26 protein-coding genes are annotated in these 25294 nt (G+C 42.9%); 21 read left to right on the top strand and 5 right to left on the bottom strand.

Annotation, left to right across the window (positions count from 1 at the left end; genetic code table 11):
* Positions 1 to 130: 130 nt before the first annotated feature.
* The 19 genes from rsmG (at position 131) to DBZ36_RS00860 (ending at position 18306) form a co-directional block, all read left to right on the top strand.
* A complete protein-coding gene (gene rsmG / locus DBZ36_RS00950; RefSeq protein WP_120353048.1) occupies positions 131 to 757 on the top strand; it encodes a 16S rRNA (guanine(527)-N(7))-methyltransferase RsmG in 627 nt (208 codons plus the stop codon).
* Positions 758 to 770: 13 nt separating this feature from the next.
* A complete protein-coding gene (locus tag DBZ36_RS00945) occupies positions 771 to 1559 on the top strand; it encodes a ParA family protein (protein WP_120353047.1) in 789 nt (262 codons plus the stop codon).
* 14 nt (positions 1560 to 1573) lie between these two features.
* Complete coding sequence (locus DBZ36_RS00940) at positions 1574 to 2497, top strand: ParB/RepB/Spo0J family partition protein (RefSeq protein ID WP_120353046.1); 924 nt, start codon at positions 1574 to 1576, stop codon at positions 2495 to 2497.
* A 292-nt stretch (positions 2498 to 2789) separates the two neighbouring features.
* Positions 2790 to 3194 carry an ATP synthase subunit I gene (locus DBZ36_RS00935; RefSeq protein ID WP_120353045.1) on the top strand — a complete coding sequence of 135 codons (405 nt, stop codon included), beginning with the start codon at positions 2790 to 2792 and terminating at the stop codon, positions 3192 to 3194.
* A complete protein-coding gene (gene atpB, locus DBZ36_RS00930; RefSeq protein ID WP_120353044.1) occupies positions 3184 to 4002 on the top strand; it encodes a F0F1 ATP synthase subunit A in 819 nt (272 codons plus the stop codon). The genes DBZ36_RS00935 and atpB overlap by 11 nt, the downstream gene beginning before the upstream one ends.
* A gap of 48 nt (positions 4003 to 4050) precedes the next feature.
* Positions 4051 to 4305: a F0F1 ATP synthase subunit C gene (gene atpE / locus DBZ36_RS00925; RefSeq protein ID WP_120353043.1), complete on the top strand. Its 255-nt coding sequence runs from the start codon at positions 4051 to 4053 to the stop codon at positions 4303 to 4305.
* 28 nt (positions 4306 to 4333) lie between these two features.
* Entirely contained in the window at positions 4334 to 4807 is a 474-nt protein-coding gene (gene atpF / locus DBZ36_RS00920) for a F0F1 ATP synthase subunit B (RefSeq protein WP_120353042.1), read from the top strand.
* 18 nt (positions 4808 to 4825) lie between these two features.
* Positions 4826 to 5356 (top strand): F0F1 ATP synthase subunit delta, encoded by a 531-nt coding sequence (gene atpH, locus DBZ36_RS00915; RefSeq protein ID WP_120353041.1) that lies wholly within the window; start codon positions 4826 to 4828, stop codon positions 5354 to 5356.
* Between the two features lie 14 nt (positions 5357 to 5370).
* Positions 5371 to 6912 carry a F0F1 ATP synthase subunit alpha gene (gene atpA, locus DBZ36_RS00910; RefSeq protein ID WP_120353040.1) on the top strand — a complete coding sequence of 514 codons (1542 nt, stop codon included), beginning with the start codon at positions 5371 to 5373 and terminating at the stop codon, positions 6910 to 6912.
* Between the two features lie 26 nt (positions 6913 to 6938).
* Entirely contained in the window at positions 6939 to 7802 is an 864-nt protein-coding gene (gene atpG, locus DBZ36_RS00905) for a F0F1 ATP synthase subunit gamma (RefSeq protein ID WP_120353039.1), read from the top strand.
* A 36-nt stretch (positions 7803 to 7838) separates the two neighbouring features.
* Positions 7839 to 9218: a F0F1 ATP synthase subunit beta gene (atpD, locus tag DBZ36_RS00900; protein ID WP_120353038.1), complete on the top strand. Its 1380-nt coding sequence runs from the start codon at positions 7839 to 7841 to the stop codon at positions 9216 to 9218.
* Positions 9219 to 9248: 30 nt separating this feature from the next.
* The gene (locus DBZ36_RS00895; RefSeq protein ID WP_120353037.1) at positions 9249 to 9674 is read left to right on the top strand and encodes a F0F1 ATP synthase subunit epsilon; all 426 of its coding nucleotides are present in this window, start codon (positions 9249 to 9251) and stop codon (positions 9672 to 9674) included.
* A gap of 159 nt (positions 9675 to 9833) precedes the next feature.
* Positions 9834 to 11471 carry an ATPase RavA domain-containing protein gene (locus DBZ36_RS00890; RefSeq protein ID WP_120353036.1) on the top strand — a complete coding sequence of 546 codons (1638 nt, stop codon included), beginning with the start codon at positions 9834 to 9836 and terminating at the stop codon, positions 11469 to 11471.
* A 9-nt stretch (positions 11472 to 11480) separates the two neighbouring features.
* Positions 11481 to 12977 carry an ATPase RavA stimulator ViaA gene (gene viaA, locus DBZ36_RS00885; protein ID WP_120353035.1) on the top strand — a complete coding sequence of 499 codons (1497 nt, stop codon included), beginning with the start codon at positions 11481 to 11483 and terminating at the stop codon, positions 12975 to 12977.
* A 67-nt stretch (positions 12978 to 13044) separates the two neighbouring features.
* Complete coding sequence (glmU, locus tag DBZ36_RS00880; RefSeq protein ID WP_120353034.1) at positions 13045 to 14409, top strand: bifunctional UDP-N-acetylglucosamine diphosphorylase/glucosamine-1-phosphate N-acetyltransferase GlmU; 1365 nt, start codon at positions 13045 to 13047, stop codon at positions 14407 to 14409.
* 8 nt (positions 14410 to 14417) lie between these two features.
* Positions 14418 to 15098 (top strand): SDR family NAD(P)-dependent oxidoreductase, encoded by a 681-nt coding sequence (locus DBZ36_RS00875; RefSeq protein ID WP_120353033.1) that lies wholly within the window; start codon positions 14418 to 14420, stop codon positions 15096 to 15098.
* Positions 15099 to 15227: 129 nt separating this feature from the next.
* Positions 15228 to 16580 carry a ferredoxin reductase family protein gene (locus DBZ36_RS00870; protein WP_120353032.1) on the top strand — a complete coding sequence of 451 codons (1353 nt, stop codon included), beginning with the start codon at positions 15228 to 15230 and terminating at the stop codon, positions 16578 to 16580.
* 228 nt (positions 16581 to 16808) lie between these two features.
* Complete coding sequence (locus DBZ36_RS00865) at positions 16809 to 17609, top strand: MerR family transcriptional regulator (RefSeq protein WP_120353031.1); 801 nt, start codon at positions 16809 to 16811, stop codon at positions 17607 to 17609.
* Positions 17610 to 17655: 46 nt separating this feature from the next.
* Positions 17656 to 18306, top strand: coding sequence for a GyrI-like domain-containing protein (locus DBZ36_RS00860; RefSeq protein ID WP_120353030.1), 651 nt, complete (start codon positions 17656 to 17658; stop codon positions 18304 to 18306).
* A 143-nt stretch (positions 18307 to 18449) separates the two neighbouring features.
* Here DBZ36_RS00860 and udp read toward each other — a convergent pair whose 3' ends face one another.
* Both udp and DBZ36_RS00850 read right to left on the bottom strand, forming a co-directional pair.
* Complete coding sequence (gene udp / locus DBZ36_RS00855) at positions 18450 to 19217, bottom strand: uridine phosphorylase (protein ID WP_120353029.1); 768 nt, start codon at positions 19215 to 19217, stop codon at positions 18450 to 18452.
* Positions 19218 to 19369: 152 nt separating this feature from the next.
* Positions 19370 to 20260, bottom strand: coding sequence for a LysR family transcriptional regulator (locus DBZ36_RS00850; RefSeq protein ID WP_120353028.1), 891 nt, complete (start codon positions 20258 to 20260; stop codon positions 19370 to 19372).
* Between the two features lie 103 nt (positions 20261 to 20363).
* On the opposite strand from DBZ36_RS00850, the gene DBZ36_RS00845 reads away from it, so the two are divergent.
* Positions 20364 to 20963: an FMN-dependent NADH-azoreductase gene (locus DBZ36_RS00845; protein WP_120353027.1), complete on the top strand. Its 600-nt coding sequence runs from the start codon at positions 20364 to 20366 to the stop codon at positions 20961 to 20963.
* Positions 20964 to 21004: 41 nt separating this feature from the next.
* Positions 21005 to 21856, top strand: a complete 852-nt coding sequence (locus DBZ36_RS00840; RefSeq protein WP_120353026.1) for a pirin family protein — start codon at positions 21005 to 21007, stop codon at positions 21854 to 21856.
* A gap of 43 nt (positions 21857 to 21899) precedes the next feature.
* Here the strand turns inward: DBZ36_RS00840 and speB are convergent, their stop codons facing one another.
* The 3 genes from speB to DBZ36_RS00825 all read right to left on the bottom strand — a co-directional run bounded on the left by speB (position 21900) and on the right by DBZ36_RS00825 (position 25248).
* Positions 21900 to 22787, bottom strand: coding sequence for an agmatinase (speB, locus tag DBZ36_RS00835; protein ID WP_120353025.1), 888 nt, complete (start codon positions 22785 to 22787; stop codon positions 21900 to 21902).
* Positions 22788 to 22802: 15 nt separating this feature from the next.
* Positions 22803 to 23972 (bottom strand): carboxynorspermidine decarboxylase, encoded by a 1170-nt coding sequence (nspC, locus tag DBZ36_RS00830; protein WP_120353024.1) that lies wholly within the window; start codon positions 23970 to 23972, stop codon positions 22803 to 22805.
* Between the two features lie 79 nt (positions 23973 to 24051).
* Positions 24052 to 25248: a saccharopine dehydrogenase family protein gene (locus DBZ36_RS00825; RefSeq protein ID WP_120353023.1), complete on the bottom strand. Its 1197-nt coding sequence runs from the start codon at positions 25246 to 25248 to the stop codon at positions 24052 to 24054.
* Positions 25249 to 25294: the final 46 nt, after the last annotated feature.

The raw sequence follows: 25294 nt of genomic DNA, 5'->3' as shown, positions 1-25294 counted from the left end.
AGACTGTCTTCGAATTATATTTGTCGATGCTAACCGTTTTTTCAGATCAAAATTACTTAGAATGTAGACAAATTTTAAATGTTAAACTGCCTACATATTTTAAATACAGCAAAATATTAAAGGAAAGGGCGTGTTAGAAGCTCATTTTGATCACCTTGTATCACAGACGTCATTAGTGATTACTGAAGACCAAAAGCAACAATTACTGGCTTTGGTTGGCTTGCTAGATAAGTGGAATAAAGCGTATAACTTGACCTCTGTCCGTGATCCTAAAGATATGCTGGTTAAGCATATACTTGATAGTCTAGTCGTTAGCGAACACTTACAAGGTGAACGATTTATTGATGTGGGCACAGGACCTGGTTTACCAGGCTTACCGTTGGCCATTATCAATCCTGATAAACAGTTCGTGTTGCTCGATAGTTTAGGTAAACGGATTCGTTTTATTAAGCAGGTTTGTTTTGAACTAAAAATTGATAATGTTCAAACGCAACAATGCCGCGTTGAAGCGTTTCAAGATGAACATGGTTTTGATGGTGTTTTAAGCCGAGCCTTTGCTTCTTTAGATGATATGTTGAGTTGGTGTTCTCACCTAAGCTCAAAAAATGGTAAATTCTATGCATTGAAAGGGCAACTTCCTCGTGAAGAGCTCGAAAATCTTCCAGATCACTTGGAATTAGAGCAGTCTATTGCGCTGCAAGTTCCCACCTTAGAAGGTGAACGTCATTTGGTTATCATTCGCGACAAGTCAAAATAACTAGGATCCTATTGTGGGCAAAGTAATCGCAATTTCCAATCAGAAAGGCGGTGTCGGTAAAACCACGACCAGTATCAATTTGGCAGCCTCAATGGCTGCTACCAAACGTAAAATTTTGTTGATTGATTTGGACCCGCAAGGAAATGCTACTATGGGTAGTGGTATTGATAAATATTCAGCTGAAAAAACAGCTTATGATTTATTTGTTGATGACTCGCCAATTGAAGAAGTAATGCAATTTTCAGAGTCCGGTGGTTATGACTTAATTGCTGCGAATGCAGATGTAACTGCTGCTGAAATTAAATTAATGACGATGTTCGCTCGTGAAGTTAAGTTAAGAGCAGCCTTGGCTCCAATCCGTGATGATTACGATTATATTTTTATTGACTGTCCACCGTCGCTAAATATGTTGACCGTAAATGCGATGGCTGCAGCTGATTCTGTATTGGTTCCGATGCAATGCGAATATTATGCACTTGAAGGGCTTACTGCACTTATCGATACGATTTCAAAATTAGCTTCGGTGGTAAACCCAGATCTTAAAGTTGAGGGTATATTGCGAACCATGTTTGACCCTCGTAATCGATTGGCTGCTGATGTTAGTGACCAACTTAAGCAGCATTTCGGACAAACCGTTTATCGCAGTGTAATTCCTCGAAACGTACGTTTGGCAGAGGCTCCAAGTTTTGGTAAGCCTGCAATGTACTATGATAAAGCATCTAGTGGCGCTAAAGCTTACCTTGCGCTGGCCGGTGAAATATTGCGTCGCCATGAACAACAACGCTTGGCAACCGCTAGTTAGGAGCTCAAAGCAAAATGAATAGTAAAAAGCGAGGATTAGGCAAAAGCCTAGATATTCTTCTAAGCACCAGTACTAATGCTCGTCAGCGTCAGATCCAAGAGGATGTGAGGGCTGAATCAGCACAACAAACAGTTGACGATAATCGTGGAGATCTTCGTCGACTTCCGATCGAATGGCTAAGTCCTGGTAAATATCAACCTCGAAAAGACATGTCGAGCGAAGCACTTGATGATCTTGCTCGCTCAATTGAAGCACAGGGCGTTATACAACCAATTGTGGTTCGCGAAATTGACCCTGAAGGCGACGAGTCCCGTTATGAAATTATAGCGGGAGAAAGACGCTGGCGTGCTGCTCAGCAAATTCATTTGCATGAAGTTCCGTGTTTAATTAAAAACGTGAGCGACGAAAACGCAGTTGCAATTGCGTTAATTGAGAATATCCAACGTGAAGATCTCAATGCTATGGAAGAAGCTGTTGCACTAGATAGACTCATGGTGGAGTTTGAGCTTAATCATCAACAAGTTGCTGAAGCAGTAGGTAAATCTCGTTCCACTGTTACCAATCTAATGCGACTCAATAGCCTTCATGAAGAAGTTAAAGTGCTTTTGGAACATGGTGACATTGACATGGGACATGCACGGGCTGTGTTAGCTTTGGAAGGCGAGTCACAAGTTGATGCGGCGCGCGTGGTTGCTGCTAAAGGCTTAACGGTAAGAGATACCGAAAAACTAGTTAAAAATTTACTTAATCCTAAACCAAGTAAAGACCCTGTTTTAGTTGATCCCAATATTGAACAATTAGAGCAGCGCGTTAGCAATTCTCTAGGGACAACTGTAAAAATCAGTGATAACGGCAAAGGACGCGGTAAAGTGCTTATAAATTACAGTAGTCTGGAACAACTAGAAGCGCTTTTAGCAACTTTTTCTGAGCCTGAATAGACCGCTAAATATAGTTTTATTACACAAAACGCCATGATTTCGTAATATTGTTTCGAACTGGCGTTTTTTTGTGCTGAAAAATGGGGTTTTTGCTAGAATTTTGTTTCAATTATGATGCTGAATTTAACTAAGCTATAAACCTACATTAAGTGCGACTTATGTCGTGGTATCGAAGGCATTGCATTGCACTCCAAGCTACGTATAATCGTAGTGCTTTTCGCTGGCTATGATACACATCAACTTTTACTTAATTAATGTGAATCATTAGTCAATACAATCTAGAAGAGGTTTTATGTCTGGTTCATTGTCAACTGGTATACGCAAAAAAGCGTTGTACTTTGTGGCGTTTCAGACGTGTTTTGTAGGACTTCTATCGCTGAAAAGCGGCTTCTTTTTTGATCAAGAAGTTGCTCGTTCAGTGTTAATCGGTGGAGTTGTTTATTTAATTCCAAGTGCTGTTTTTACCGCTATGGCTTTCCTATTTGTAGGGGCTAGAGCACGGCGTTTGGTTGTTGTAAGCTTTTTTGTCGGTGAGTTTTTCAAAATGTTTTTAACAGCTTTATTATTTACGTTGGTGTTTGTATATCTTGATATAGTCGCACCAGCAGTATTAATAGGTTACGTTCTGAGTACGTTTACGCAATGGACTGCCTCTATATTTCTAAGCAACAAAAATGGGATGATAAATGGCTGCTGAAGGTGAAGTGTTAGACGCTTCGGGTTATATCCAGCATCACCTTACTAACGCAAAAATGTGTTCTGTCGATGGCAGTATTGCATTTAATCATGCGTGTGAGGATGCCGGATTTTGGACATGGCACATTGACTCTCTCCTGTTTTCAGTTGGCTTGGGGGCTCTATTCTTGTGGGTTTTCTACAAGGTTGGGCAAAAAGCAACGGATGGCGTTCCGGGAAAACTTCAATGTTTTGTCGAAATGGTCGTTGAATTTGTCGATAATATCGTCAAAGACACAATGCACCGTAAAGATCCCGTCATTGCACCACTAGCTTTAACTATTTTCGTCTGGGTTTTCCTGATGAATGTTATGGATTTGGTGCCTGTTGACTTTATACCTCATGCCGCCGCACTTATGGGTGTTCCTTACCTAAAAGTTGTACCGACAACTGATCTAAACATTACCTTTGGCCTTGCGCTTGGTGTGTTTGCATTAATGTTGTTCTACAGCGTTAAGGTAAAAGGATTTAAAGGTTTTGCTCGCGAGCTTACCTTTACGCCTTTCAATCATTGGTCGATGGTTCCTTTTAACTTTGTGTTAGAAACTGTCACTTTGGTTGCGAAGCCTTTTTCGTTAGCGCTTCGTTTGTTCGGTAACTTGTACGCAGGTGAGTTGATCTTTATTCTAATCGCACTTACACCATGGTGGTTGCAATGGGCTATGTCAGTCCCATGGGCAATTTTCCACATTTTGGTGATTGTGCTACAAGCGTTCGTCTTTATGATGCTAACAGTCGTGTATATGGCTCTTGCACATGAAGATCATTAATTAACCTATTTATTAATAAATAACCTGAAAGTTAAATTGGAGTAAATCATGGAAACAGTAGTTGGTTTTACAATCATTGGTGTAGCACTCATGCTAAGTATTGCTGCACTTGGTACGGCAATCGGCTTTGCGCTACTTGGTGGTAAGCTACTTGAAGCATCAGCACGTCAGCCTGAATTGGCCCCTGCTCTTCAAACTAAAATGTTCGTTGTTGCTGGTCTATTGGATGCGATTCCAATGATTGCTGTTGGTATTGCTTTGTTCTTCGTTTTTGCGAACCCATTCATAGGGCTTTTAGGCTAATCGAGTCCTGAATTAAGGAGGTTTCGTTGTGAGTATCAATGCAACCCTGTTAGGACAAGCAATTTCGTTCGCGCTTTTCGTTTGGTTTTGTGTCAAATACGTTTGGCCGCCACTGATGAAAGCTATTGAAGACCGTCAACAGAATATTGCTGATGGTCTAGCGAACGCAGAGCGTGCTGGTAAAGATCTTAAGCTTGCCCACGCCAAAGTTAGCGAGTCTATGAAAGACGCCAAGCTAGAAGCTTCGGCTATTATCGAACAGGCGAATAAACGCAAAGCTCAAATTGTTGATGAAGCTAAAGACTTGGCAAATGTCGAACGTGACAAAATTATTGCCCAAGGCCAAGCGGAAGTTGAAGCTGAGCGAAATCGCGCCCGAGAAGAATTGCGTGCACAAGTTGCTGCGCTAGCTATTGCTGGAGCAGAAAAAATTATTGCGCGTTCAATCGACGAAGAAGCCAACAAAGATATTGTTGACAAGCTAGTCGCTGAGCTGAAATAAGGATATAGGTAAGAGCTTATGGCTGAAATAACTACCATTGCTCGTCCTTACGCCAAAGCGGCGTTCGAATTCGCTCTCGAAAGCTCTGAGTTAGATAAATGGGCCGAAATGCTAAGTTTTAGTGCGCAAATCGTACAAGACTCGCAAATCGCCTCAATTATTGAATCGGAGCGACCGACAACTGTTGTGGAAGTTATTGCTTCAGTTTGTCAGGAGCAACTTTCTGAGCAGGGGCTTAATCTAATTAAGCTTATGGCAGAAAACGAACGTCTAGAAGCATTGCCTGAAGTCTTAACATTATACTTAGAGTTTAAAGCAGATCATGATCGCGAAATAACCGCTGAAATTGTTTCTGCCTCAGAGTTAAATGCACAGCAACTAGAGCAAATAACTGCTTCTTTAGAACAGCGTTTAGAACGCAAGGTTAAGCTGGACTGTAGTGTTGATCCAAGCATTGTAGCCGGATTTATTATTCGTGCCGGTGACTTGGTAATTGATAGCTCTGTTCAAGGGCAATTGGCCAAACTGGCCGATACACTGCAAGCGTAATTGGGGAACGGAGCATGCAACTGAATTCCACTGAAATTAGTGAACTGATTAAACAACGCATAGCGCAGTTCGAAGTTGTTAGTGAAGCTCAGAATGAAGGTACTATCGTCTCAGTAAGTGACGGTATCATTCGTGTTCATGGTCTTGCACAAGTAATGCAAGGCGAAATGATCGAGCTACCTGGCAATCGCTATGCCATCGCACTCAACTTAGAGCGAGACTCTGTAGGTGCTGTTGTTATGGGTCCTTATGCCGATTTGGCAGAGGGCGATAAAGTTAAAAGTACCGGGCGTATTCTGGAAGTTCCAGTTGGACGCGGATTGCTAGGTCGAGTGGTTAACACCTTGGGTGAACCAATTGACGGCAAAGGTGCTGTAGACAATGACGGTTTTTCACCTGTAGAGGTGATTGCACCGGGCGTAATGGAACGTAAGTCTGTTGATAAGCCAGTTCAAACTGGTATTAAAGCAATTGACTCAATGATTCCAATTGGCCGAGGTCAACGTGAGTTGATTATTGGTGACCGCCAAACGGGTAAGACGGCTATCGCTATCGATGCCATCATTAACCAAAAAGCATCTGGTATTAAGTGTATCTACGTAGCGATCGGCCAAAAAGCGTCGACCATCTCTAACGTAGTTCGCAAATTGGAAGAGTACGGCGCAATGGAATACACCACCATTGTTGCGGCAACTGCTTCTGATTCAGCGGCGCTTCAATATCTTGCACCTTATTCTGGCTGTGCAATGGGTGAGTATTTCCGCGACCGTGGTGAAGATGCTCTAATCATCTATGATGATTTGTCCAAGCAAGCTGTAGCCTATCGTCAAATATCACTACTACTTCGTCGCCCACCGGGTCGTGAAGCTTATCCTGGTGATGTTTTCTATCTTCACTCTCGTCTACTTGAGCGCGCGTCTCAAATTAACGAAGAGTATGTAGAAAAGCTAACAAACGGCGCTGTGAAAGGTCAGTCAGGTTCATTGACGGCATTGCCTATCATTGAAACGCAAGCGGGCGATGTATCTGCTTTCGTACCGACCAACGTTATTTCGATTACCGATGGTCAAATCTTTTTGACCGGTCAGTTGTTTAACTCAGGCGTACGTCCTGCTGTTGACCCAGGTATTTCGGTATCGCGTGTTGGTGGTGCTGCACAAACTAAGATTGTTAAAAAGCTATCCGGCGGTATTCGTACTGCATTGGCACAGTATCGTGAATTAGCGGCATTTGCTCAGTTCTCATCTGATCTAGATGAAGTAACTCGCAAGCAGCTAGACCATGGTCAGAAAGTTACTGAATTGATGAAGCAAAAACAATTCAGCCCGCTTTCAGTTGCTGAGCAAGGCATAGTTTTATTTGCTGTTGAAAAAGGCTTCCTTGGCGATGTAGAAATTGCTCAAGTAGTAGCATTCGAAGAAGCACTTCTTTCGTATGCACGCAGCGAATACGCCGATCTGTTAGCGACTATTAACGAAAAAGGTGATTACAACGACGAGATTGCTAGCTCTATTCAAGCTTTGCTTGAAAGCTTCAAAGCAAGTCAATCTTGGTAATCAACCAGTTATAGGAGCATACAGATATGGCCGGCGCTAAAGAGATTAAAGGTAAGATCGCAAGCGTACAAAATACGCAGAAGATCACCAAAGCGATGGAGATGGTTGCCGCAAGTAAAATGCGCCGTACGCAAGAGCGTATGGAGCACAGCCGTCCCTATGCAACTGCAATGCGCAAGGTAATTGGTCATATCGCTCTCGGACGTCTTGAGTATCAACATCCGTATGTTGTTGAACGTGAGGCGAAACGAGTCGGTTATATTGTTGTTTCAACGGACCGTGGTTTGTGTGGGGGCTTAAACATTAACTTGTTTAAGCAAACACTAGATGCTGCGCAAGATTGGAAACAACAAGGAGTTCAAGTTGAACTAGCAGTAATTGGCAGTAAAGCGACAGCTTTCTTTAATGCTAATGGCGGTAATGTTGTAGCTCAAAATTCAGGACTTGGTGATGCACCAAGTATTGAAGAGCTTATTGGTACCGTTAAAGTGATGCTGGACTCTTATGATGAGGGTAAATTGGATCGCGTATTTTTGGTATATAACAAATTCGAAAATACTATGGTTCAAACTCCTGTCATTGATCAGATTTTACCGCTGCCGAAGGCAGATGATCAGGAAATTGCAAATCACTCGTGGGATTACATATACGAGCCAGGAGCCGAAGAGATTCTCGACGGTCTTTTGAGTCGCTATATTGAGTCTCAAGTGTATCAGGGTGTGGTTGAAAACCTCGCTTCTGAGCAAGCGGCTCGTATGGTTGCAATGAAAGCTGCAACTGATAATGCGGGTAACTTAATTGACGATCTTCAGTTGATTTACAACAAAGAACGTCAGTCTGCAATTACCCAAGAACTTAGTGAAATTTCTGCGGGTGCTGCAGCCGTATAGGCAAAGCAGCTTGCAAAGTAATTTAGAGGAATCAACATGAGTAACGGTAACATCGTCACAGTTATTGGCGCTGTTGTGGACGTTGAATTTCCACAAGGCAGTGTACCTAAAGTATACAGTGCATTAGAAGTTCAAAACGATGTAAAACTCGTACTTGAAGTTCAACAGCAAATTGGCGGCGGCGTAGTACGTTGCATCTGTATGGGTGCATCTGACGGCCTTCGTCGCGGAACTGAAGTTGTTGATACAGGTATTCCAATTAGCGTACCTGTAGGTGAAGCAACGCTTGGTCGTATCATGAACGTACTTGGTCAATCTATTGATGGCAAAGGCGAGATTGAAACTGAAGAGCGTTATGGTATTCACCGCGCAGCACCTTCATATGAAGAACAATCAAACTCAAATGAGTTGCTTGAAACCGGTGTAAAAGTCATCGATCTAATTTGTCCATTCGCTAAGGGTGGTAAAATTGGTTTGTTTGGTGGTGCTGGTGTTGGTAAAACCGTCAACATGATGGAATTAATTAACAACATCGCAAAAGCACACTCGGGCCTATCAGTATTTGCTGGTGTAGGTGAGCGTACTCGTGAAGGTAACGATTTTTACTACGAGATGAAAGAAGCCGGCGTACTTGATAAAGTAGCCATGGTTTACGGTCAGATGAACGAGCCGCCAGGAAACCGTTTGCGCGTAGCACTTACGGGTCTAACAATGGCTGAGCGTTTCCGTGATGAAGGTAAAGACGTATTATTGTTTATCGATAATATCTATCGTTATACCCTCGCCGGTACTGAAGTATCTGCACTGCTAGGCCGTATGCCATCAGCGGTTGGTTATCAACCTACTTTGGCTGAAGAAATGGGTGTTCTACAAGAACGTATTACTTCAACTAAAAGTGGTTCTATTACCTCAATTCAAGCGGTATACGTACCTGCAGATGACTTGACGGATCCATCGCCAGCGACAACCTTCGCTCACTTGGATGCTACAGTTACCTTGAACCGTAGTATTGCTGCAATGGGTCTATACCCAGCAATTGACCCTCTGGACTCAAACTCTCGTCAGCTTGATCCATTGATTGTTGGTCAAGAGCACTATGATGTAGCACGTGGCGTACAAGGTGTACTTCAACGTTATAAAGAGTTGAAGGATATCATTGCTATTTTGGGTATGGATGAGCTATCTGAAGAAGATAAACAGCTTGTTTCTCGTGCTCGTAAAGTTGAGAAATTCTTGACTCAAGACTACCACGTAGCTGAAGTATTCACTGGTAACCCAGGTAAGCTGATTGCTCTTAAAGATACTATTCGTAGCTTTAAAGGTCTGTTAGCTGGTGACTACGACGATATCCCAGAGCAAGCATTCCTTTATGCCGGCGACATCGATGACGTGCTAGAACGCGCGAAAAAGATGTAATTGAGCCTAAAGGTATAACAGGAGGCTAATATGGCTGCAATAACTGTACATTTGGATGTGGTAAGCGCCGAAGAGAAAATTTTCTCCGGTAAAGTTGAACATCTCCGAGTGACAGGTGAAGAAGGCGAGTTAGGTGTGATGTATGGTCACGCACCTTTATTAACTCCCATCAAACCTGGTATGGTGCGCCTAGTAAAACAGCACGGTAAAGAAGAAGTTATTTATCTTTCCGGTGGCTTCCTTGAGGTCCAACCCAATAATGTAACTGTACTTGCAGATACAGCTATTCGTGGTGACGACCTTGATAAAGCCAAAGCTGAAGAAGCTCGAGCCGCTGCCTTGGATGCAATTACAAATCCAAGTAGTGATATCGACTTTACCAGGGCTCAAGTTGAGCTTTCCAAAGCAATGGCACAGCTACAAGTCATTGCATTGTTAGGTAAAGCTCAGCGCTAATTTATAGCGAGAGTCAAAAAACGCTCCTTAATTGGGGCGTTTTTTTTGTCTTGAAAACTTGGAATTAGTCGAGGTATTAGATATTGTAAATTAACCCAGTAAAGATAAGGTTTTTGCTTGTCTCTACTCTTTTCAGCCCATGAACAAGGCTAATAATTAATGCCCGACTCCCTCTCCATTTCCCAACCTAATAAAGCGCAACTTGCGCAGCGCATACAATCACTAAGTCAGGCCCTAAGTCATGGCATATTTGAACGTGAACAAGCCATTCGTTTGTGCTTGCTTGCTGCGTTATCTGGTGAAAGTGTATTTCTACTAGGGCCCCCTGGTATCGCAAAAAGCATGCTAGCCAAGCGAATTATTCAAGCGTTTGATAGTGCTCGTTTTTTCGACTATTTGATGACACGTTTCTCTACACCAGAAGAAGTGTTTGGGCCCTTGTCGATTCAAGAGTTAAAGGACAATGGTCGTTACTTGCGCTTAACAGAAGGTTACTTGCCTAAGTCTGAAGTCGTTTTTTTGGATGAAATTTGGAAAGCCGGGCCGGCGATACTAAATACCTTACTAACAGTTATAAATGAGCGCACTTTTCGCAACAGCACCAGTGTGGATAAAGTACCACTTCGTTTATTGGTTACCGCGTCCAATGAACTACCCGATGAAGACTCTGGATTAGAGGCTCTATATGATCGGATGTTGGTGCGTGTGTATGTGAATCGTATACAAGATAAGAAAAACTTTAAGTCGATGCTTCTTGGAGAGAGCCAGAGTGTAGACGTACCGCATCAACTGAGAATAACCGATCAAGAATATTTCGACTGGCAATCCCTAATCGAGAAAATAAAAGTTGATGAGTCTGTGTTCGAGCAAATCTATTCGATTAAGCAAACTTTTGAGAGTTCAGAGTCGTTTGAAGACTCCAAAGATGGCTTGGTTGTATCGGATAGACGCTGGAAAAAATCATTACGCTTACTTAAAGCTAGCGCCTTTTTTAATGGTCGCGATAGTGTCAGCCCGCTTGATCTATTTTTGCTTGAAGATTGCGTGTGGCAAACGCCCAATCAACGTCAGCAGATCCGAGTATTAATGGAAGGATTTGCAAAAAATAGCGCATTTAAGCAAGAACAAATAAGTCAACAATGCTATCAAATACTAGAGCAGCTAACTGATGTACAAACGAAGATAAAGCAAGCTCTACCTATTAAAGCGATTACGGATAGCAGCCGGCGTAAGGACACTTTAGAGCTTAATCTGAAAGACGCTAAAATGTTTAGTGTTGGTCCAACGCATGATTTAATTAAGTTAGTCATACTTGATTCAAACCTTTCAGTGAACGAAAAAGTACGGGGCGATAGCAGACAGGTTTATGTAATCGCCAAAGAGCTACAGAAAAAGCTCAAGGATGGTCAATTTGAACTCTTAGGATACATCGATCAAAGTAAAGAATTGTCGCGATTAGTATTTGAAGTTGATGTTGATTCGCGCTTGGTGATTAAAGACATTGCCAACAGAGATCTAGCCATAGCATTAGTGGGGGATCCTAAAGCTGAACAAGCTATCGAAGAAAATCAAATTCAAGTTAATCAATTGGAGCAAGAGCTAAAGAGTTTAGAATACTCTCTTCGCCAAGCTCGTAGCCATTTTAATTCGGCGCTTCCGCATTTGTTTATTGATTCGCATTTTGCTGAAGTGATTGAGACAAGTTTAGTCGAAACCCAAACCAAATTGAGTGAATTACAAAGTCATAGTCAGCCAGAATTATTTCGTTTGTCCCAGTTACCTGAATTTTTTAGCTAGGCTAAAACCATGATTGATAGCTTGCAGCTAGGCGCAATGCTGATTGAATCAGGTGTCATCGACGAGGTTGTTCGAGAGATGATGGTGCGTCCTCAACTTATCGCAGCTGCCGAGTCCAGTAGTAATATTAAGCGTTCAATGAAAAGCCAACTGTCACGTTGGCGTTCTCAAGTTATGGAACAAGTAAGCGAAATACCAAATGAGCAGCGCTTTGCCGATGAAATTGTACAATACCAACGCGCAATAGAAATGTCAGCAGACCAGTTTGTTGAGCAAGTGGATATTATAACCTTAGGCCTAGAAGGGAGCTCAAGCTACTACATTGAGGCTAAAAAACTCTGTGATGATCCCAATCATCGTAAAAGCCCTATGTTCCAAAACTATTTTTGTAATCAGTGGTTTGATTCAATACTAAACGATTTAAAGCAGGCCCAGATTGCTGAAGTTGAGAATGAAAAAGAGCAACTGTTGACCGACTTATACCAGCGTATTGATACCATGCAAGACTTAGAAGGGATCAGTGAAACTGGCGATCAAAACCATCTAGGACGTCTGTGGGATATGGCGGCGGCCAAACTGAGTCGTCGCGACGTCAATCACTTGCACTTCTACACTCAGTTTTTAAAAGACCAACCCTTGCTATTGGAAATAGCAGAGAGTCTTGGTCGAATGGCGCTTGATCAAGCGCCTAGCGAAATTAAAGAACCGGAACACGAAGAATTACAAATGGTCGAAGAACAAAGTGATATGGCCATTGACGATATTGTTGGCATTCATGAAAGTGACGATCTATCGAAGTTATTACCTAGTGAAACAATGTTTTTAGCTTATCCAGAACTGGAAGTGGTTTTTTACAAGCATTTGGCAGATAAACAACTACTTAATTACCGCAGCCAAGGTAAAAGCCGAACCCTAAAACGGGTAAAAACAGTGACTGTTAAAGCAAGTCATGAACTTATCCATCCGGGACCCTTTATCTTAGCAATTGATGCTTCTGGTTCTATGCAAGGTTTTCCTGAAAAGTGCGCTAAGGCCTTCGCTTATGGACTTATGCAAATCGCTTTGGCACAAGAGCGTGACTGTCGGGTGTTAATATTTTCCAGTGAGTTGATTGAATACCAACTCACCCGCCAAGATGGACTAAAAGAAGCCTTAAGCTTTCTTAACTATAGCTTTCTCGGTGGAACTGATTTTAATGCTGTGTTTGAAAACGCAATATCGACCTTAAGCACCCAACAATTTGAAAACGCCGATCTAGTGGTCTTATCAGATTTTATTGCACCAACGCCCCCGGCTAAACTACAGACTCTTATTGAAGCGCTTAAGACTAAAAGTAATCGCTTTCATGGGCTAAATTTATCGCGATATGGGAACCCTGCCTTAATGGATGTATTTGATCATATATGGCAGTATCACCCCTCGATAATGGAACGCGCTAAAACGAAGTCTAAACTTGGTAAAAATAAGCTACATCGCTTGTTTAATGAACGTCAACGCAAGTTCTAAAAAGCTATAACGGTAAAGGAATGCTGTTTTGGCTGATCAATCAATTTAAATAACAGAGAGAAAATAGATGAGTTTTGATGTTGCAATTTTAGCTGCAGGAAAAGGCACACGGATGCGTTCAAATTTGCCAAAGGTTTTACACCCTTTAGCGGGTAAACCTATGGTTCAGCACGTTATTGATACGGCTAAATCCTTGCAAGCGCAACAAGTTCACCTCATTTATGGCCATGGTGCTGAGCTTCTAAAAGAAAAAGTGACCGATCCTAGTCTCAACTGGGTTGAACAAGCCGAGCAACTCGGTACCGGTCACGCCATGCAGCAAGCTGCACCGTATTTCACCCCTAATCAAGCTGTGGTAATGCTTTATGGTGATACGCCATTGATTACCAGCCAAACGATTAACTCCTTGTTAGAAGCGCTCCCAGAGGGTGGTATTAGTTTATTGACCGTAGAGCAAGACGACCCAAGCGGTTATGGGCGAATTATTCGCAGTGGCAACGGACAAGTAGAAGCCATTGTAGAACACAAAGATGCTAGCGCTGAGCAGTTAACCATTACCGAAGTAAATACCGGTGTGCTGGTAGCGAAGGCAGAAGACTTTCAAGCGTGGCTTGCGAAACTGAGTAATAACAATGCTCAAGGCGAATACTATGTCACAGACCTAATTGCGATGGCAGCTGGTGATGGCAAATCTGTAGTTGCAGTTCAACCCGCTGACACTATTGAAGTTGAAGGTGTGAACGACAGAGTTCAACTAAATCGTCTCGAACGGGCTTATCAATTGCAACTTGCAAATAAGGCCTTAAGAGAAGGCTTGAGCTTAAGCGACGCTACTCGTTTTGATATTCGAGGTGAGCTTGAATTTGGGAATGATTGTTTTGTAGATTTTAACGCTTTGTTTGAAGGGAATGTGAAGTTAGGTGAAGCTGTGCATATTGAACCGAACTGTATTATTCGCAATTCAGTTTTGGGCGATGGTGTCCGAATTAAAGCTAACTCTATTATTGAAAATGCTTTGCTTGATAAAGACAGCGCGGCTGGCCCCTTTGCTCGTTTACGACCTGGCGCAAAACTAGAGCAAGGTGCGCAAGTTGGTAATTTTGTTGAGATGAAAAAATCTACTTTGGGTAGAGGCTCTAAATGCGGACACTTAAGTTATCTTGGTGATAGTACTGTCGGTGCAGGGGTTAATATTGGTGCGGGCACCATCACCTGTAATTATGATGGTATAAATAAGTTTCAAACGATTATTGAAGACGACGTTTTTATTGGTAGCGATACTCAATTGGTGGCGCCGGTACGCGTTGGTCGCGGCGCAACTATTGGGGCAGGCACGACTGTAACGGGTGATATAGCTGCTGATGAACTGGCTATATCACGAGTTAAACAGAGAAATATTCAAGGTTGGAAACGACCAACAAAAAAATCCTAGGATAGAATATGCGAGCAAAAATATTAGTGACTGGCGGCAACCGTGGCATTGGGCTTGCGATTGCCACAGCGTTAGCTGAACAAGAATATGAAGTGTTACTGGGTTGCCGCGACATCCTTGAAGGTGTTCAAGCGGCAGCAAATATCCGTGGTTCTGTGTTTCCAGTACACCTAGATCTCAGTAATCCAGTTAACTTAAGCCTACAAGTTGAGAAGCTGCTTTCTATTCATCCACGTATTGATGGACTTGTGAACAATGCTGGGGTGCTTGATAAAACCCAGACCAGTGAACTAAATGCGGCTCAAATGGTATCGTCCATGCAAGTGAACTGCTTTGCGGCACATGAATTAATGCGCCAGTTAGTCCCACTGATGAACCAAAGAGCATATGGCCGCGTGGTTAACGTGAGTTCTGGTTGGGGTAGTTTTAATGAGGGCTTGCAAGGGCCAACTGCGTATAGTGTAAGCAAAGCGGCTTTAAATGCCTTAACGCTTAGTTGGTCTAAATCTTCGGAAAAAGGCGTATTAATTAATAGTATGTGTCCAGGTTGGGTTAAAACCCGTATGGGCGGAGATGATGCTGAATTGGCACCCGAAGAAGCCGCCAAAACTGCACTCTGGCTTATTAACGCTGAAGAAGATGGCCCCAATGGCGGCTTCTTTAGAAACCAAAAAGCGATTGATTGGTAAGCACTGAGGATTTTTTTACTCAGATACTATAAAAAACGGGCCTTGAGCCCGTTTTTTGTAAAAGAATGTAAGAGCAAGCAAGCCAAGGTAAATCCCCTCGTAAAGCAAACCTAGAAGCGTAAGCTGACTATGTCTTTAGTAGTAAAAAGTTTATCAGCTATGCAGTATTTCTTTAGTAAATTTAGTGCCGTTATCGTTGGGTTTTGGGCCCTTTGTCTGATGTTCCAGCTTCCTGGGGAACACAGTTTTCTGTTCTGGCGCCATCAAATAACGCTATTAACCGGTGCACTTGCTTTGGGGTATATGGCGGTGTGCATGCTACTCGCTGTTCGGCCCGGTTTTTTGGAAAACTTTTTCCAGGGTCTCGATCGAATGTATGTTCAGCATAAACGATTTGGGATTGGTGCATTGGTGGCTGTCATCTTGCATTGGTTGGCAATTAAGTCGGTTAAAGTTGTCTTCGCTTTTGAGTGGTTCGCTCGCCCAGAGCGGCGAGGCCAAAGATCTAGTATTGAAGGCATCAATTGGCATGCTGTTGGCAACCAATTAGGTGAAATATCAATGTATTTGCTGATCGCCTTGGTACTTGTTAGCTTGCTACAGGTGATTAACTATAAGCGTTTTCGTTGGCTGCACAAAATATCTGGTGTGGTATTTATTATTGGCGCAATACACGCTTTATTGCTTATGGATCAGACGTTTGCCTCTATTCCTTTAGATGCTATGCTTATCGTCTTTACTATTATTGGTAGTGTTTGCGCTTTAATTTCTATGAGTGGCCGTATTGGCCGAAGTCGTCAGCAGCCAGGGCAAGTGAGTGCGATTCAATCTTATGGTGATACTTTAAAAGTAACGATTACCCCAAAAACTCAAAGTAGTAAGTCACCTAAAGCGGGTCAGTTTTATTTCGTTAAATTTGAAGATGGTGAAGCGGCTCATCCTTTTACTTTGAGCAATTTCATTCAAGCTAAGAATGAATATGAGTTCTCAATCAAAGCGCTTGGTGATTATACAGCAGGTTTAGTGAAAAATTTAAGTGTTGGTGCTGCGGTGCAAATAGAAGGGCCTTATGGACGTTTTCAAGCACCTAACGAAGAAAGGCAAATTTGGATGGGGGTTGGGATCGGTATTGCCCCGTTTATTGCTTGGTTAGAGGCAAACTATCGTAACGAACGTGAGATGCAAAAATTAAAGCACAGTCAGATTGATCTCTATTATTGTCCTGGTACTCGTGATCAAGCCTACTTTTTAGAGCGTATCGAGTTTCTCACTAAAGCGTTTAACAACATTCAAGTTCACGTTCTGTATTCTGCTCAGGGGCAACGCGTTGATGCAGCATTGCTTAAAAAGGAACTTGCGGGAGAGCAATATAGCTTAAGTTATTGCGGGCCAAACCAGCGTCTAAAACAACTAAGTAAAGGTTTGAAGGAAAATAGAATTTTGCCAGAAGCTATTTATTCAGAGAACTTTAACCTGCGTTAACTAAGTCTCACTTTAACGAATAATAAGACACCTAAGCCGCTAATCCAAAGGAAGCGGCTTTTTGTATGATTGAGATTTATCAAAACCTGATCAGCATTTTTAATGCAAGCTTAAACTGGGCTTGAAAATAACGAATACCACTCTTGTCTATTTTATGAGGTGCATGCTTGACTCTCCCCATACAGGAGGCTGCAAACTCCTGTTTGCAATGACGATAAGGACTTAAGGATGTATACGATTGGTGAGTTTTCTAAAATCACAGCAATAACAATAAAAGCTTTGCGTCATTACCATGAAAAAGGTGTGTTAGTCCCAGCCCATATTGATATGGATTCCGGTTACCGTTTTTATTCTGAGCGCGAGATTGAGCTTGCGAAAGTGATTAGTACCATGAAGTCGATGAAGTTTACGCTCGCGGAAATTACGGATTTGCTTAAAAGCGTTAAAGATGAGTCTGATTTAAGAGATTTGCTTGAACAAAAAAAGAATTCAATAGACCAGGATATTGTAAAACTTAGCCTCATTTCAGAAGCAATTGATCAAGTCTTGGTTAAAGAGAACTCTGTAGAAAAAGGCTTATCCTATTCTAATCAAATCACAATCGAAGAATTGGGACAACAACAGGTACTTATCTGTGATTGGGAAGGTGAATACAGGGAAACGGGTAAAGCGATGGCAAAACTTTATCGGGTCGCTGGTCGACAGTTAAATGGCGCACCGTTTAACCAATATTTCCGAGCTGAGTTTCAAGAGCGAGCTAAGTTTCAAAGCTGTTTGCCTATTAAAAAACCAATGGACACAGATACTGCTCAAAGCCTGTTGGTTGGTGGATGCTTTGTGTCTCTTGTTCATGAAGGCTCCTATGAAAGCATAGGTATCGCTTACAAGAGGGTTTTTGATTACATCAAAGAGCAGGACTTGAAGACCGAGCTGCCTATACGAGAAGTTTATTTAAAAGGCCCAGGTATGATCTTTAAAGGCAATAGCAAAAAGTATCGCACGCAAATACTCGTTCCTGTGCTTGATTAGTTTTATTAGAGAGTGGCTAAACATTTCAACAAGCTATAGGGAAGTTATGACTGAAAAACAACAGTGGCGTAAGCACGAAAAATCTAGGTATTTGCCAAAAAATAAGCCGGAACTCATAGAGCTGAAAAGCTTCAAGTTCATTTGTCTTGAAGGAGAAGGTAATCCCAATAGCGAAGCTTTTTCTAAAAGAGTTGAGGCTTTGTTCTCATTAGCCTATGCGATAAAAATGCAGTTAAAGAAAGCTGAAGAAAAACCAGCTACTTATTGTGACTTTAGCGTATACCCTCTAGAAGGTGTGTGGGATATTAACAAAGAAGCTAAAGCCAGATTTAACGGTGTAGTCAATAAAGATGATTTAAGCTATACCTTGATGATTAGACAACCCGATTTTGTAGATGAATCGCTTTTTAATCAGCTGCGAGACTGTGTTCAAACCAAGAAACCATCGCCGTATATATCGTCGATATCCTTTGAAGAAATCGAGGAAGGTCGATGTATTCAAATGCTTCATTTGGGATGCTATGAGAACGAGTCGGTAAGCTTTGCACTGATGGAAAGCTTTGCTGAGCAACAAGGATTTTCGCGCAACTCTAAAGTACACCGAGAAATTTATCTCTCAGATGCAAGGCGAGTTAGTCCTGACAAGTATAAAACAGTACTTAGGTTTTGCGTTCAAGACAGCTCCACCAGCGAGTGAATGCCTTTAGTTTATTTTGTAGCTAAAAACGTCATGCTTAGCCACTTGCTAAACCTTAGAGAAAAACCTCGATCACTGTATTGATGGGATACAGTTTGTAACTATGGAGCAAAGCCTTAAGCTTAGCTCCATAGCGCTAAGTATTATGCTTGCAGTAGTATTCTTGCAGCTTCAACCACAATTTTAATGCTGTGGTTTTCGGTTTGCTTCATTAAAGCTTCATCTGGGATTTCTTGCTGAGTTCGATTTACAATCACGCCGGCAACACAGGCGCTGCGTAAGCCTTGTGAGCTGCACTGAGTAAACAAAGTTGCAGACTCCATTTCGTAGTTCAGAACCCCCATAGATTGCCATTCTTTAAGCGTTCCTTGGAAGCGTTGGGTTACGCGACCTGAGACCGTATCATAACGTTCTTGACCGGGATAAAAGGTATCGCTAGATGCAGTTACCCCAATATGCACGGTTGCTCCAGTTGCTTTTGCAGCTTGTACCATCGCTGTGGTTGCTTCGAAATCAGCAACGGCTGGGAACTCCAAGGGGGCAAAATGCTGACTAGCCCCGTCAAGTCGCACTGAAGCGGTTGTGACAATGATATCACCGACATTTAAGTGACTCTGAATAGCCCCTGTGGTTCCAATGCGTAAAAAGGTAGTAATACCAAGCTGAGCAAGCTCTTCAACAGCAATAGATGTTGAGGGACCACCGATCCCCGTTGAGCATACAACCACACTATGCCCATCAAGCTTACCTAAGTAACTCGTAAATTCGCGATGGCTAGCTAAGGCTTTGGGTTGGTCCATAAGGGCCGCAATTTTGTCGACTCGCTTAGGATCACCAGGGATAATTGCTAGCGTTGCGCCTTCAAGTTGGGTTTGATTTAATCCGAGGTGAAATACTGAGGATGCTTCCATGTTTGTCTTCGCATTGGCTTAATAATCGCTCAGCTTAGCTTATCGCGACAAAAAGAAAAAATCTGAATACCAAGATTTAGACAATAAAGTACAAAATCCTGACCAAACGCACAAAAAATCATTTAAAGCGAACACAAATAGTGATGAATGAGTTAATTCGACATGAGCTGTGCATCAATAAAGCTAGCAATGCTTTGCACTGCTGGATTTGCTTGCTCCTGGGCGCTGAAGATCCGATAGATAGTAGCACTGCGTCGACTACTCATACTCAAACTGACTTCCTTCAGCAAACCGTGCTCAAGTTCATGTTTGATGTGGCTAATAGGAATAAATGCAAAGCCAAGTCCCTGCTTTACGATCTGAATGGTGGTTCCAAAGTAACTTACAGTCCATCGCTGGTCTGCTTTTAACCAACCAGCATCTTGGTTACGCTTTGTGCCTGAGTCGCGCAAAACAATCTGTCGATGGTCTTGTAATTCATCAGAAGTTACAGCCCTGTCCAATTGCGCTAGCACGTGATCTGGACTGACAACACAGGGCATTTCAAATGTTCCAACGGTACTAGATAAAAATCCAGGTGGTACGCGTGGACCGTAGACGATATCAGCTTGTCGTTCTAACAAGGCATCGTCACTCGATGAAAGGGAGGTCTCGAGTATTCTCACGCGGGTTGCGGGATGCTCAATAGAGAATGCTCTCAAGCCGCAGATAATGGCCTGCATTCCCACCACTGCATCGACCGCTATGGTGACTTCGCTTTGCCAACCACTGGCGAGGTAAAGTGCGTGATCCTCAACTTTTTGAGCATGCGCCAACAGGTTGCTTGCGTGGCGATACATCACCTGTCCGGCATCGGTCAAACTTGATCGTCGACCATCTTTCTGTAAAAGAGGGGCTGGCGAACTTTGCTCAAGCTTGGCAATTGCGTAACTAATAGCCGATTGGCTTTTATTTAATTCAATGGCGGCTTGGGCGAATGAACCGCTATCGATCACGGTCTTAAAAATAGCCCACTGTTCAATACTTATACTCGGAATTTTCATTATTCATCTAATTTTCTGATGTTTAAGGCCTATTATTAGCATTAATCCATCGAAAATAAAGTTTATTATGGGTTTAACTTAATCAATAAAGATGAGACCCAATATGAAAAACCTACTACGAATCGATTCAAGCTTGTTTGGTGAAAATGGTGTCAGCAGTCAATTGGCGTCGCATTTACAAGTTCAACTCGAGCAAAAACACCCTGATTTGGAAACTCAATTGTTAAATTTTAGCCAAAGCCCTGTGCCTCATTTAGCGGGGGATTTTATTGGTGCATTATCAACTGAGTTAGAGCAACGAAGCCAAGAGCAACAGCAGCTGGTGGCTTATGCAGATGATCTGATCGCGCAGCTCAAAAATGCGGATGCCTTGATCATCACAGCCCCCATGTATAACTTCACCATTCCATCGATGCTCAAATCTTGGTTTGATTATATTGCTCGAGCAGGTGAAACCTTTAGTTATACCGAGCAAGGTCCTAAAGGCTTGTTAGCAAATATTCCTGTCTATGTGATTAGCACTCGCGGCGGTAAGCATAGTGGCGCAGCATATGACACCATGGAAACCTACATTCGTACCATGTTAAATTTTGTGGGCTTAGATCAGGTACATGTTATATATGCTGAAGGGCTAGCGATGGGTGATGAAGCACGTGAGTCGGGCATTAATCAAGCTCAATTAGAGTTAAACGCTGTGATTTAGGCAGACACTTTGATTGTTCAATACATGTAAGGAGATACGTAATGAAACGTAGCTTAATTGAATCAAGCTTGGCCATTCCCACTAGCGATGGCGACGGGGTAAAGCTAAACCGAGTTTTTGGTGGGGCTGATCTGCAGCGCTATGACCCATTTTTAATGATGGATGATTTTGGCTCAGATAATGCTGATGATTACATTTCGGGTTTTCCAGCGCATCCACACCGTGGATTTAGAACCATTACCTATATGCTTGAGGGACACTTTGAACATAGAGATAACATGGGGAATGTTGGGGGGATTAAAGATGGTGGCGTTCAGTGGATGACTGCCGGTCGCGGAGTAATTCATTCCGAAATGCCTAAACAGACTGGTGGCAAGCTAAGGGGTTTCCAATTGTGGCTGAATTTACCAGCCAAAGATAAAATGATGGATCCAGATTACGAAAACATTGAGTCTGAAGACATAGCGCTGACCCGCATTGATGACTTAGTCATCAAGTCGGTCATGGGAGCTGGTGTTATAAATGGCCAAAACGTTCTCAGTCATAAGATTATCCCTGACGTAGAAAGTTGTTACTGGGATATTTCTAACCCCGAAGCTGAGCTGAGTACTAACCTCAGCGCCTCGATTCCCCAAGGGCATAACGCGCTAGTATATGTAGCGCAAGGACAGCTTACATTCGAAGGTAGGTCTTACGGTGCAAAAACCTTACTGCGCTTTAGTGACGAAGGTGAACTTGATTTAGAGATGGCACCAGAGAGCAAAATAATGCTGCTTAGTGGTAAACCTTTGAATGAGCCTATTGCCCAATATGGTCCCTTTGTAATGAACTCTCAGGAACAGATCCAAGAGGCCATTCGGGACTATCAAGCGGGCACATTAACCCAAGCCTAAGACTGATGTCGCTCAAGCCCTTTTCTGGTGTTTGAGCGTGGTTTTACTTCAGGTTTCTTTGCACGATACCCATTAATTTATAGGTTAGCAGTGCTGCGGAAAAATCGTAGGCGTGGAAACCATTAATTGGTGCGAACTCCATAATATCAAAACCAATGATTTCTCGTTGCTTTGCAACTGACTCAAACAGTTGTAGTGTTTGATACCAAGATAAGCCGCCGGGTACCGGCGTACCAGTTGACGGAAATACTGATGGATCGAGACCATCTATATCAACGGTGAAAAACACTTTTGATGGAAAGTCCTCAGGCAGTTGTATTTGATTGATGTTATTGGGTACTAGTTCATCGGCATCTTGGAAATACACACCGTGTTGCTCGCGGATGTCTATTTCTTCCTCGCAAAAAGCACGAATACCAAGTTGGTACAGGGGGATCCCCATATCTACCACTCGTTTCATAACGCTGGCGTGACTATAGATATCACCTTCATAGGCTTCTCGTAAGTCGGCATGTGCATCAATTTGAACGACGCCAAAGTCCGTTATACCTGCTTCAACTAAGCCTTGGATGACGCCCCAAGTAACCGTATGTTCTCCACCTAATACAACTGGCATTTTACCAAGTTTGGCAACTTTTCGGGTTGCCTCGGCTATGTTAGCGACAGCTTGTTGTGATGTCAGTGGACTGTGCTTTGAACCACATTCGACCGTTGGGTGAGTATAGATCCCTAAGTCACAAGGTTTGCTTTTACCATCCCATTGTTCAAGTTGATCGGAAGCTTCTATAATGGATGCTGGGCCAAGAGCGGTTCCTGCGCCATAGCTAACACTGGCTTCAAAAGGAGCGGCGATAACGTGAAAAAATGCTTGGCTAGCTTCCGGTTGCTCTATCTCTGAGCCTAAAAATATAGGGTAGTCTGGTTTTTGCATAATTGTCCTATAAGCCTACGAAAGGCGCATTTTAAAATCGGAATAGTCGAAGTTTCTAATCACCCGCACCTGCTGAGTTTCACTGTTATAAATCGCTAATGAAGGAAGATTTATACCATTAAAAGTCGATGTTTTAACCATGGTGTAGTGGGCCATATCATCAAACACGATCCGTTGACCTACAGTAAGCGGGTCTTCAAAGCTGTAATCATTAATGACATCACCGGCTAAACAGGTCATCCCGCCTAATCGATACTGGTGTTCAAATTCATGAGCCTCGCCAGCGCCAAAAATATCAGGACGATAGGGCATCTCTAGAGTGTCAGGCATATGGCATGTTGCGGATGTATCAAGAATAGCCAAATTCATTTGATTAACGGCTAAGTCCAGTACTTCAGTGACGAGTACGCCGCTATTGATCGCAATTGCCTCGCCTGGCTCTAAGTAAACTTGTAGCTGGTAGCGTTGGCTAATTTCTCGAATACGGTTAATCAGAGCCTCGGTATCATAGCCCTGGGCTGTAATATGATGACCGCCTCCAAAGTTTAGCCATTTCATTTGATGAAGTAGGTGTCCAAACTTGGCCTCAACCACGTCTAAGGTTCTCGATAAGGGCTCAAAACCTTGTTCGCACAAGGTATGGAAGTGCAAACCGCTAATATGATTTAGTTGGCTTTCATCAAGTTGTGTAAGCGGTATACCTAGTCTTGAACAGGGGCTACATGGGTCGTATATCGGGGTGGTACCTTCAGAGTGCTCTGGGTTTATTCTTAGGCCAAATTCGAGATTCGAACGAAGCTCCTTGGCGGCTAGACATTGCGACTGATAGCGTTGCCATTGCGAGCAAGAATTAAAAACAATATGGTCAGCAAACTCAAGTAAGGTTTCTAATTCTGCAGGCTTAAATGCCGCTGAAAAAACATGGACTTCTCCGCCATAGTAGTCGCGCCCGAGCAGTGCTTCATTTAGGCCACTAGCACAAGTTCCGCTTAAATATTTAGCCGTTAATGGTCCTAACTCCCACATAGAAAACGCTTTAAGCGCTGCGAGAATTTTAGCACCGCTGCGCTGTTGCACATCATTGAGTATCTTTAAATTGTTTTCTATAGCGACTTCGTCAACCACAAAACAAGGCGAAGGAACGCTATTGGGATCAAATGAGTGAAAGCTTGAGGCTGCGGGCATGGCTATTCTCTGATGGATTCAATTGGTATTGAAACGGCTTAAGTTTGCGAGGTGCATAACTTAATCCGTTTAGTTTTCGTTAAAGCGCGAAGTCACTCAATTCAACTTCGGTCCAAGGTAGACCATATTTATTAAGATCTGCCATAAACGCATCGGGGTCGAGTTGTTCGACGTTGAAAACACCCGCTTTACGCCATGTACCTTCAACAATCATTTTTGCACCAATCATGGCCGGTACACCGGTCGTGTAAGAAATTGCTTGTGAGCCAACTTCTTTGTAGCATTCTTGATGGTCACAAATGTTGTAGGTGTACATAATTTTTTCTTGACCGTCTTTCACGCCTTTAACCACACAACCAATGCATGTGCGCCCTACCGTGCGAGGACCAAGACTTGCGGGATCAGGCAGAAGAGTTCGTAGAAACTGGATAGGAACTATTTGCTGCCCATTAAACTCAACGGGTTCAATGCCTGTCATTCCGACATTACCCAAAACCTCTAAGTGGGTTAGGTAGCTCTCAGAAAAACTCATCCAAAACTGAGCCCGCTTTAAGCTCGGGTAATGCTTACTCAGAGACTCTAGTTCTTCGTGGTACATACGATAGATGTTGTAGTTCCCAACTTCTTCGGGGCACTCAAAACTAGCTTTCTTAGACATAGCTGGCGTAGTAATGAATTCGCCATTTTCCCAGTGACGACACTCAGCGGTTACTTCGCGAATATTAATCTCTGGATTAAAGTTAGTTGCAAAGGGGTAGCCGTGATCGCCACCATTGACGTCAATAATGTCCAATTCATGAATTTCATCGAAGTGATGCTTGGCCATATGTGCGGTAAACACGTTGGTTGTGCCTGGATCAAAACCACATCCCAATAGTGCCATTAAGCCGGCTTTTTCAAATTTTTCTTGGTAGGCCCATTGCCAGTGATACTCAAACTTAGCGGTATCTAATGGCTCATAGTTTGCGGTATCCATGTAATGCACGCCTGCTTCTAAGCAAGCATCCATGATACTCAAATCTTGATAAGGAAGTGCAACGTTAATCACCAACAAGGGTTGCTCTTGCTTTAGCAAAGCGGTGAGTTCAGGTACGTTGTCTGCATCGACTTGAGCGGTGCGAACTTTGCCACCACCAATTTCTTTCGCAATCGCAATACATTTGGATTCTGTACGGCTGGCTAAAATAATGTCTGTGAATACTTCACCTAGTTGCGCGCATTTGTGTGTGACAACACCGCCAACACCACCAGCACCAATAATCATGACCTTTGCCATTGATTGTTCCTCTAATGTTTGTATTTTTTGGGTCTGCTAGCACTAC

Origin of the sequence: Alginatibacterium sediminis (assembly GCF_003610775.1) — a bacterium.
GTDB classification, from domain to species: domain Bacteria; phylum Pseudomonadota; class Gammaproteobacteria; order Enterobacterales; family Celerinatantimonadaceae; genus Alginatibacterium; species Alginatibacterium sediminis.
This window is presented reverse-complemented; position numbering and strand designations above follow the sequence as displayed.

Bases quoted from the DNA above. Each gene is read 5' to 3' on its own strand.
- glmU (WP_120353034.1), top strand. From the start codon at position 13,045: ATGAGTTTTGATGTTGCAATTTTAGCTGCAGGAAAAGGCACACGGATG.
- speB (WP_120353025.1), bottom strand. From the start codon at position 22,787: ATGCAAAAACCAGACTACCCTATATTTTTAGGCTCAGAGATAGAGCAA.
- DBZ36_RS00935 (WP_120353045.1), top strand. From the start codon at position 2,790: ATGTCTGGTTCATTGTCAACTGGTATACGCAAAAAAGCGTTGTACTTT.
- DBZ36_RS00940 (WP_120353046.1), top strand. From the start codon at position 1,574: ATGAATAGTAAAAAGCGAGGATTAGGCAAAAGCCTAGATATTCTTCTA.
- DBZ36_RS00875 (WP_120353033.1), top strand. From the start codon at position 14,418: ATGCGAGCAAAAATATTAGTGACTGGCGGCAACCGTGGCATTGGGCTT.
- DBZ36_RS00870 (WP_120353032.1), top strand. From the start codon at position 15,228: ATGTCTTTAGTAGTAAAAAGTTTATCAGCTATGCAGTATTTCTTTAGT.
- viaA (WP_120353035.1), top strand. From the start codon at position 11,481: ATGATTGATAGCTTGCAGCTAGGCGCAATGCTGATTGAATCAGGTGTC.
- atpG (WP_120353039.1), top strand. From the start codon at position 6,939: ATGGCCGGCGCTAAAGAGATTAAAGGTAAGATCGCAAGCGTACAAAAT.
- DBZ36_RS00865 (WP_120353031.1), top strand. From the start codon at position 16,809: ATGTATACGATTGGTGAGTTTTCTAAAATCACAGCAATAACAATAAAA.
- DBZ36_RS00840 (WP_120353026.1), top strand. From the start codon at position 21,005: ATGAAACGTAGCTTAATTGAATCAAGCTTGGCCATTCCCACTAGCGAT.
- nspC (WP_120353024.1), bottom strand. From the start codon at position 23,972: ATGCCCGCAGCCTCAAGCTTTCACTCATTTGATCCCAATAGCGTTCCT.
- udp (WP_120353029.1), bottom strand. From the start codon at position 19,217: ATGGAAGCATCCTCAGTATTTCACCTCGGATTAAATCAAACCCAACTT.
- DBZ36_RS00890 (WP_120353036.1), top strand. From the start codon at position 9,834: ATGCCCGACTCCCTCTCCATTTCCCAACCTAATAAAGCGCAACTTGCG.
- DBZ36_RS00845 (WP_120353027.1), top strand. From the start codon at position 20,364: ATGAAAAACCTACTACGAATCGATTCAAGCTTGTTTGGTGAAAATGGT.
- DBZ36_RS00860 (WP_120353030.1), top strand. From the start codon at position 17,656: ATGACTGAAAAACAACAGTGGCGTAAGCACGAAAAATCTAGGTATTTG.
- DBZ36_RS00850 (WP_120353028.1), bottom strand. From the start codon at position 20,260: ATGAAAATTCCGAGTATAAGTATTGAACAGTGGGCTATTTTTAAGACC.
- atpH (WP_120353041.1), top strand. From the start codon at position 4,826: ATGGCTGAAATAACTACCATTGCTCGTCCTTACGCCAAAGCGGCGTTC.
- atpE (WP_120353043.1), top strand. From the start codon at position 4,051: ATGGAAACAGTAGTTGGTTTTACAATCATTGGTGTAGCACTCATGCTA.
- atpD (WP_120353038.1), top strand. From the start codon at position 7,839: ATGAGTAACGGTAACATCGTCACAGTTATTGGCGCTGTTGTGGACGTT.
- atpB (WP_120353044.1), top strand. From the start codon at position 3,184: ATGGCTGCTGAAGGTGAAGTGTTAGACGCTTCGGGTTATATCCAGCAT.
- atpA (WP_120353040.1), top strand. From the start codon at position 5,371: ATGCAACTGAATTCCACTGAAATTAGTGAACTGATTAAACAACGCATA.
- DBZ36_RS00895 (WP_120353037.1), top strand. From the start codon at position 9,249: ATGGCTGCAATAACTGTACATTTGGATGTGGTAAGCGCCGAAGAGAAA.
- DBZ36_RS00825 (WP_120353023.1), bottom strand. From the start codon at position 25,248: ATGGCAAAGGTCATGATTATTGGTGCTGGTGGTGTTGGCGGTGTTGTC.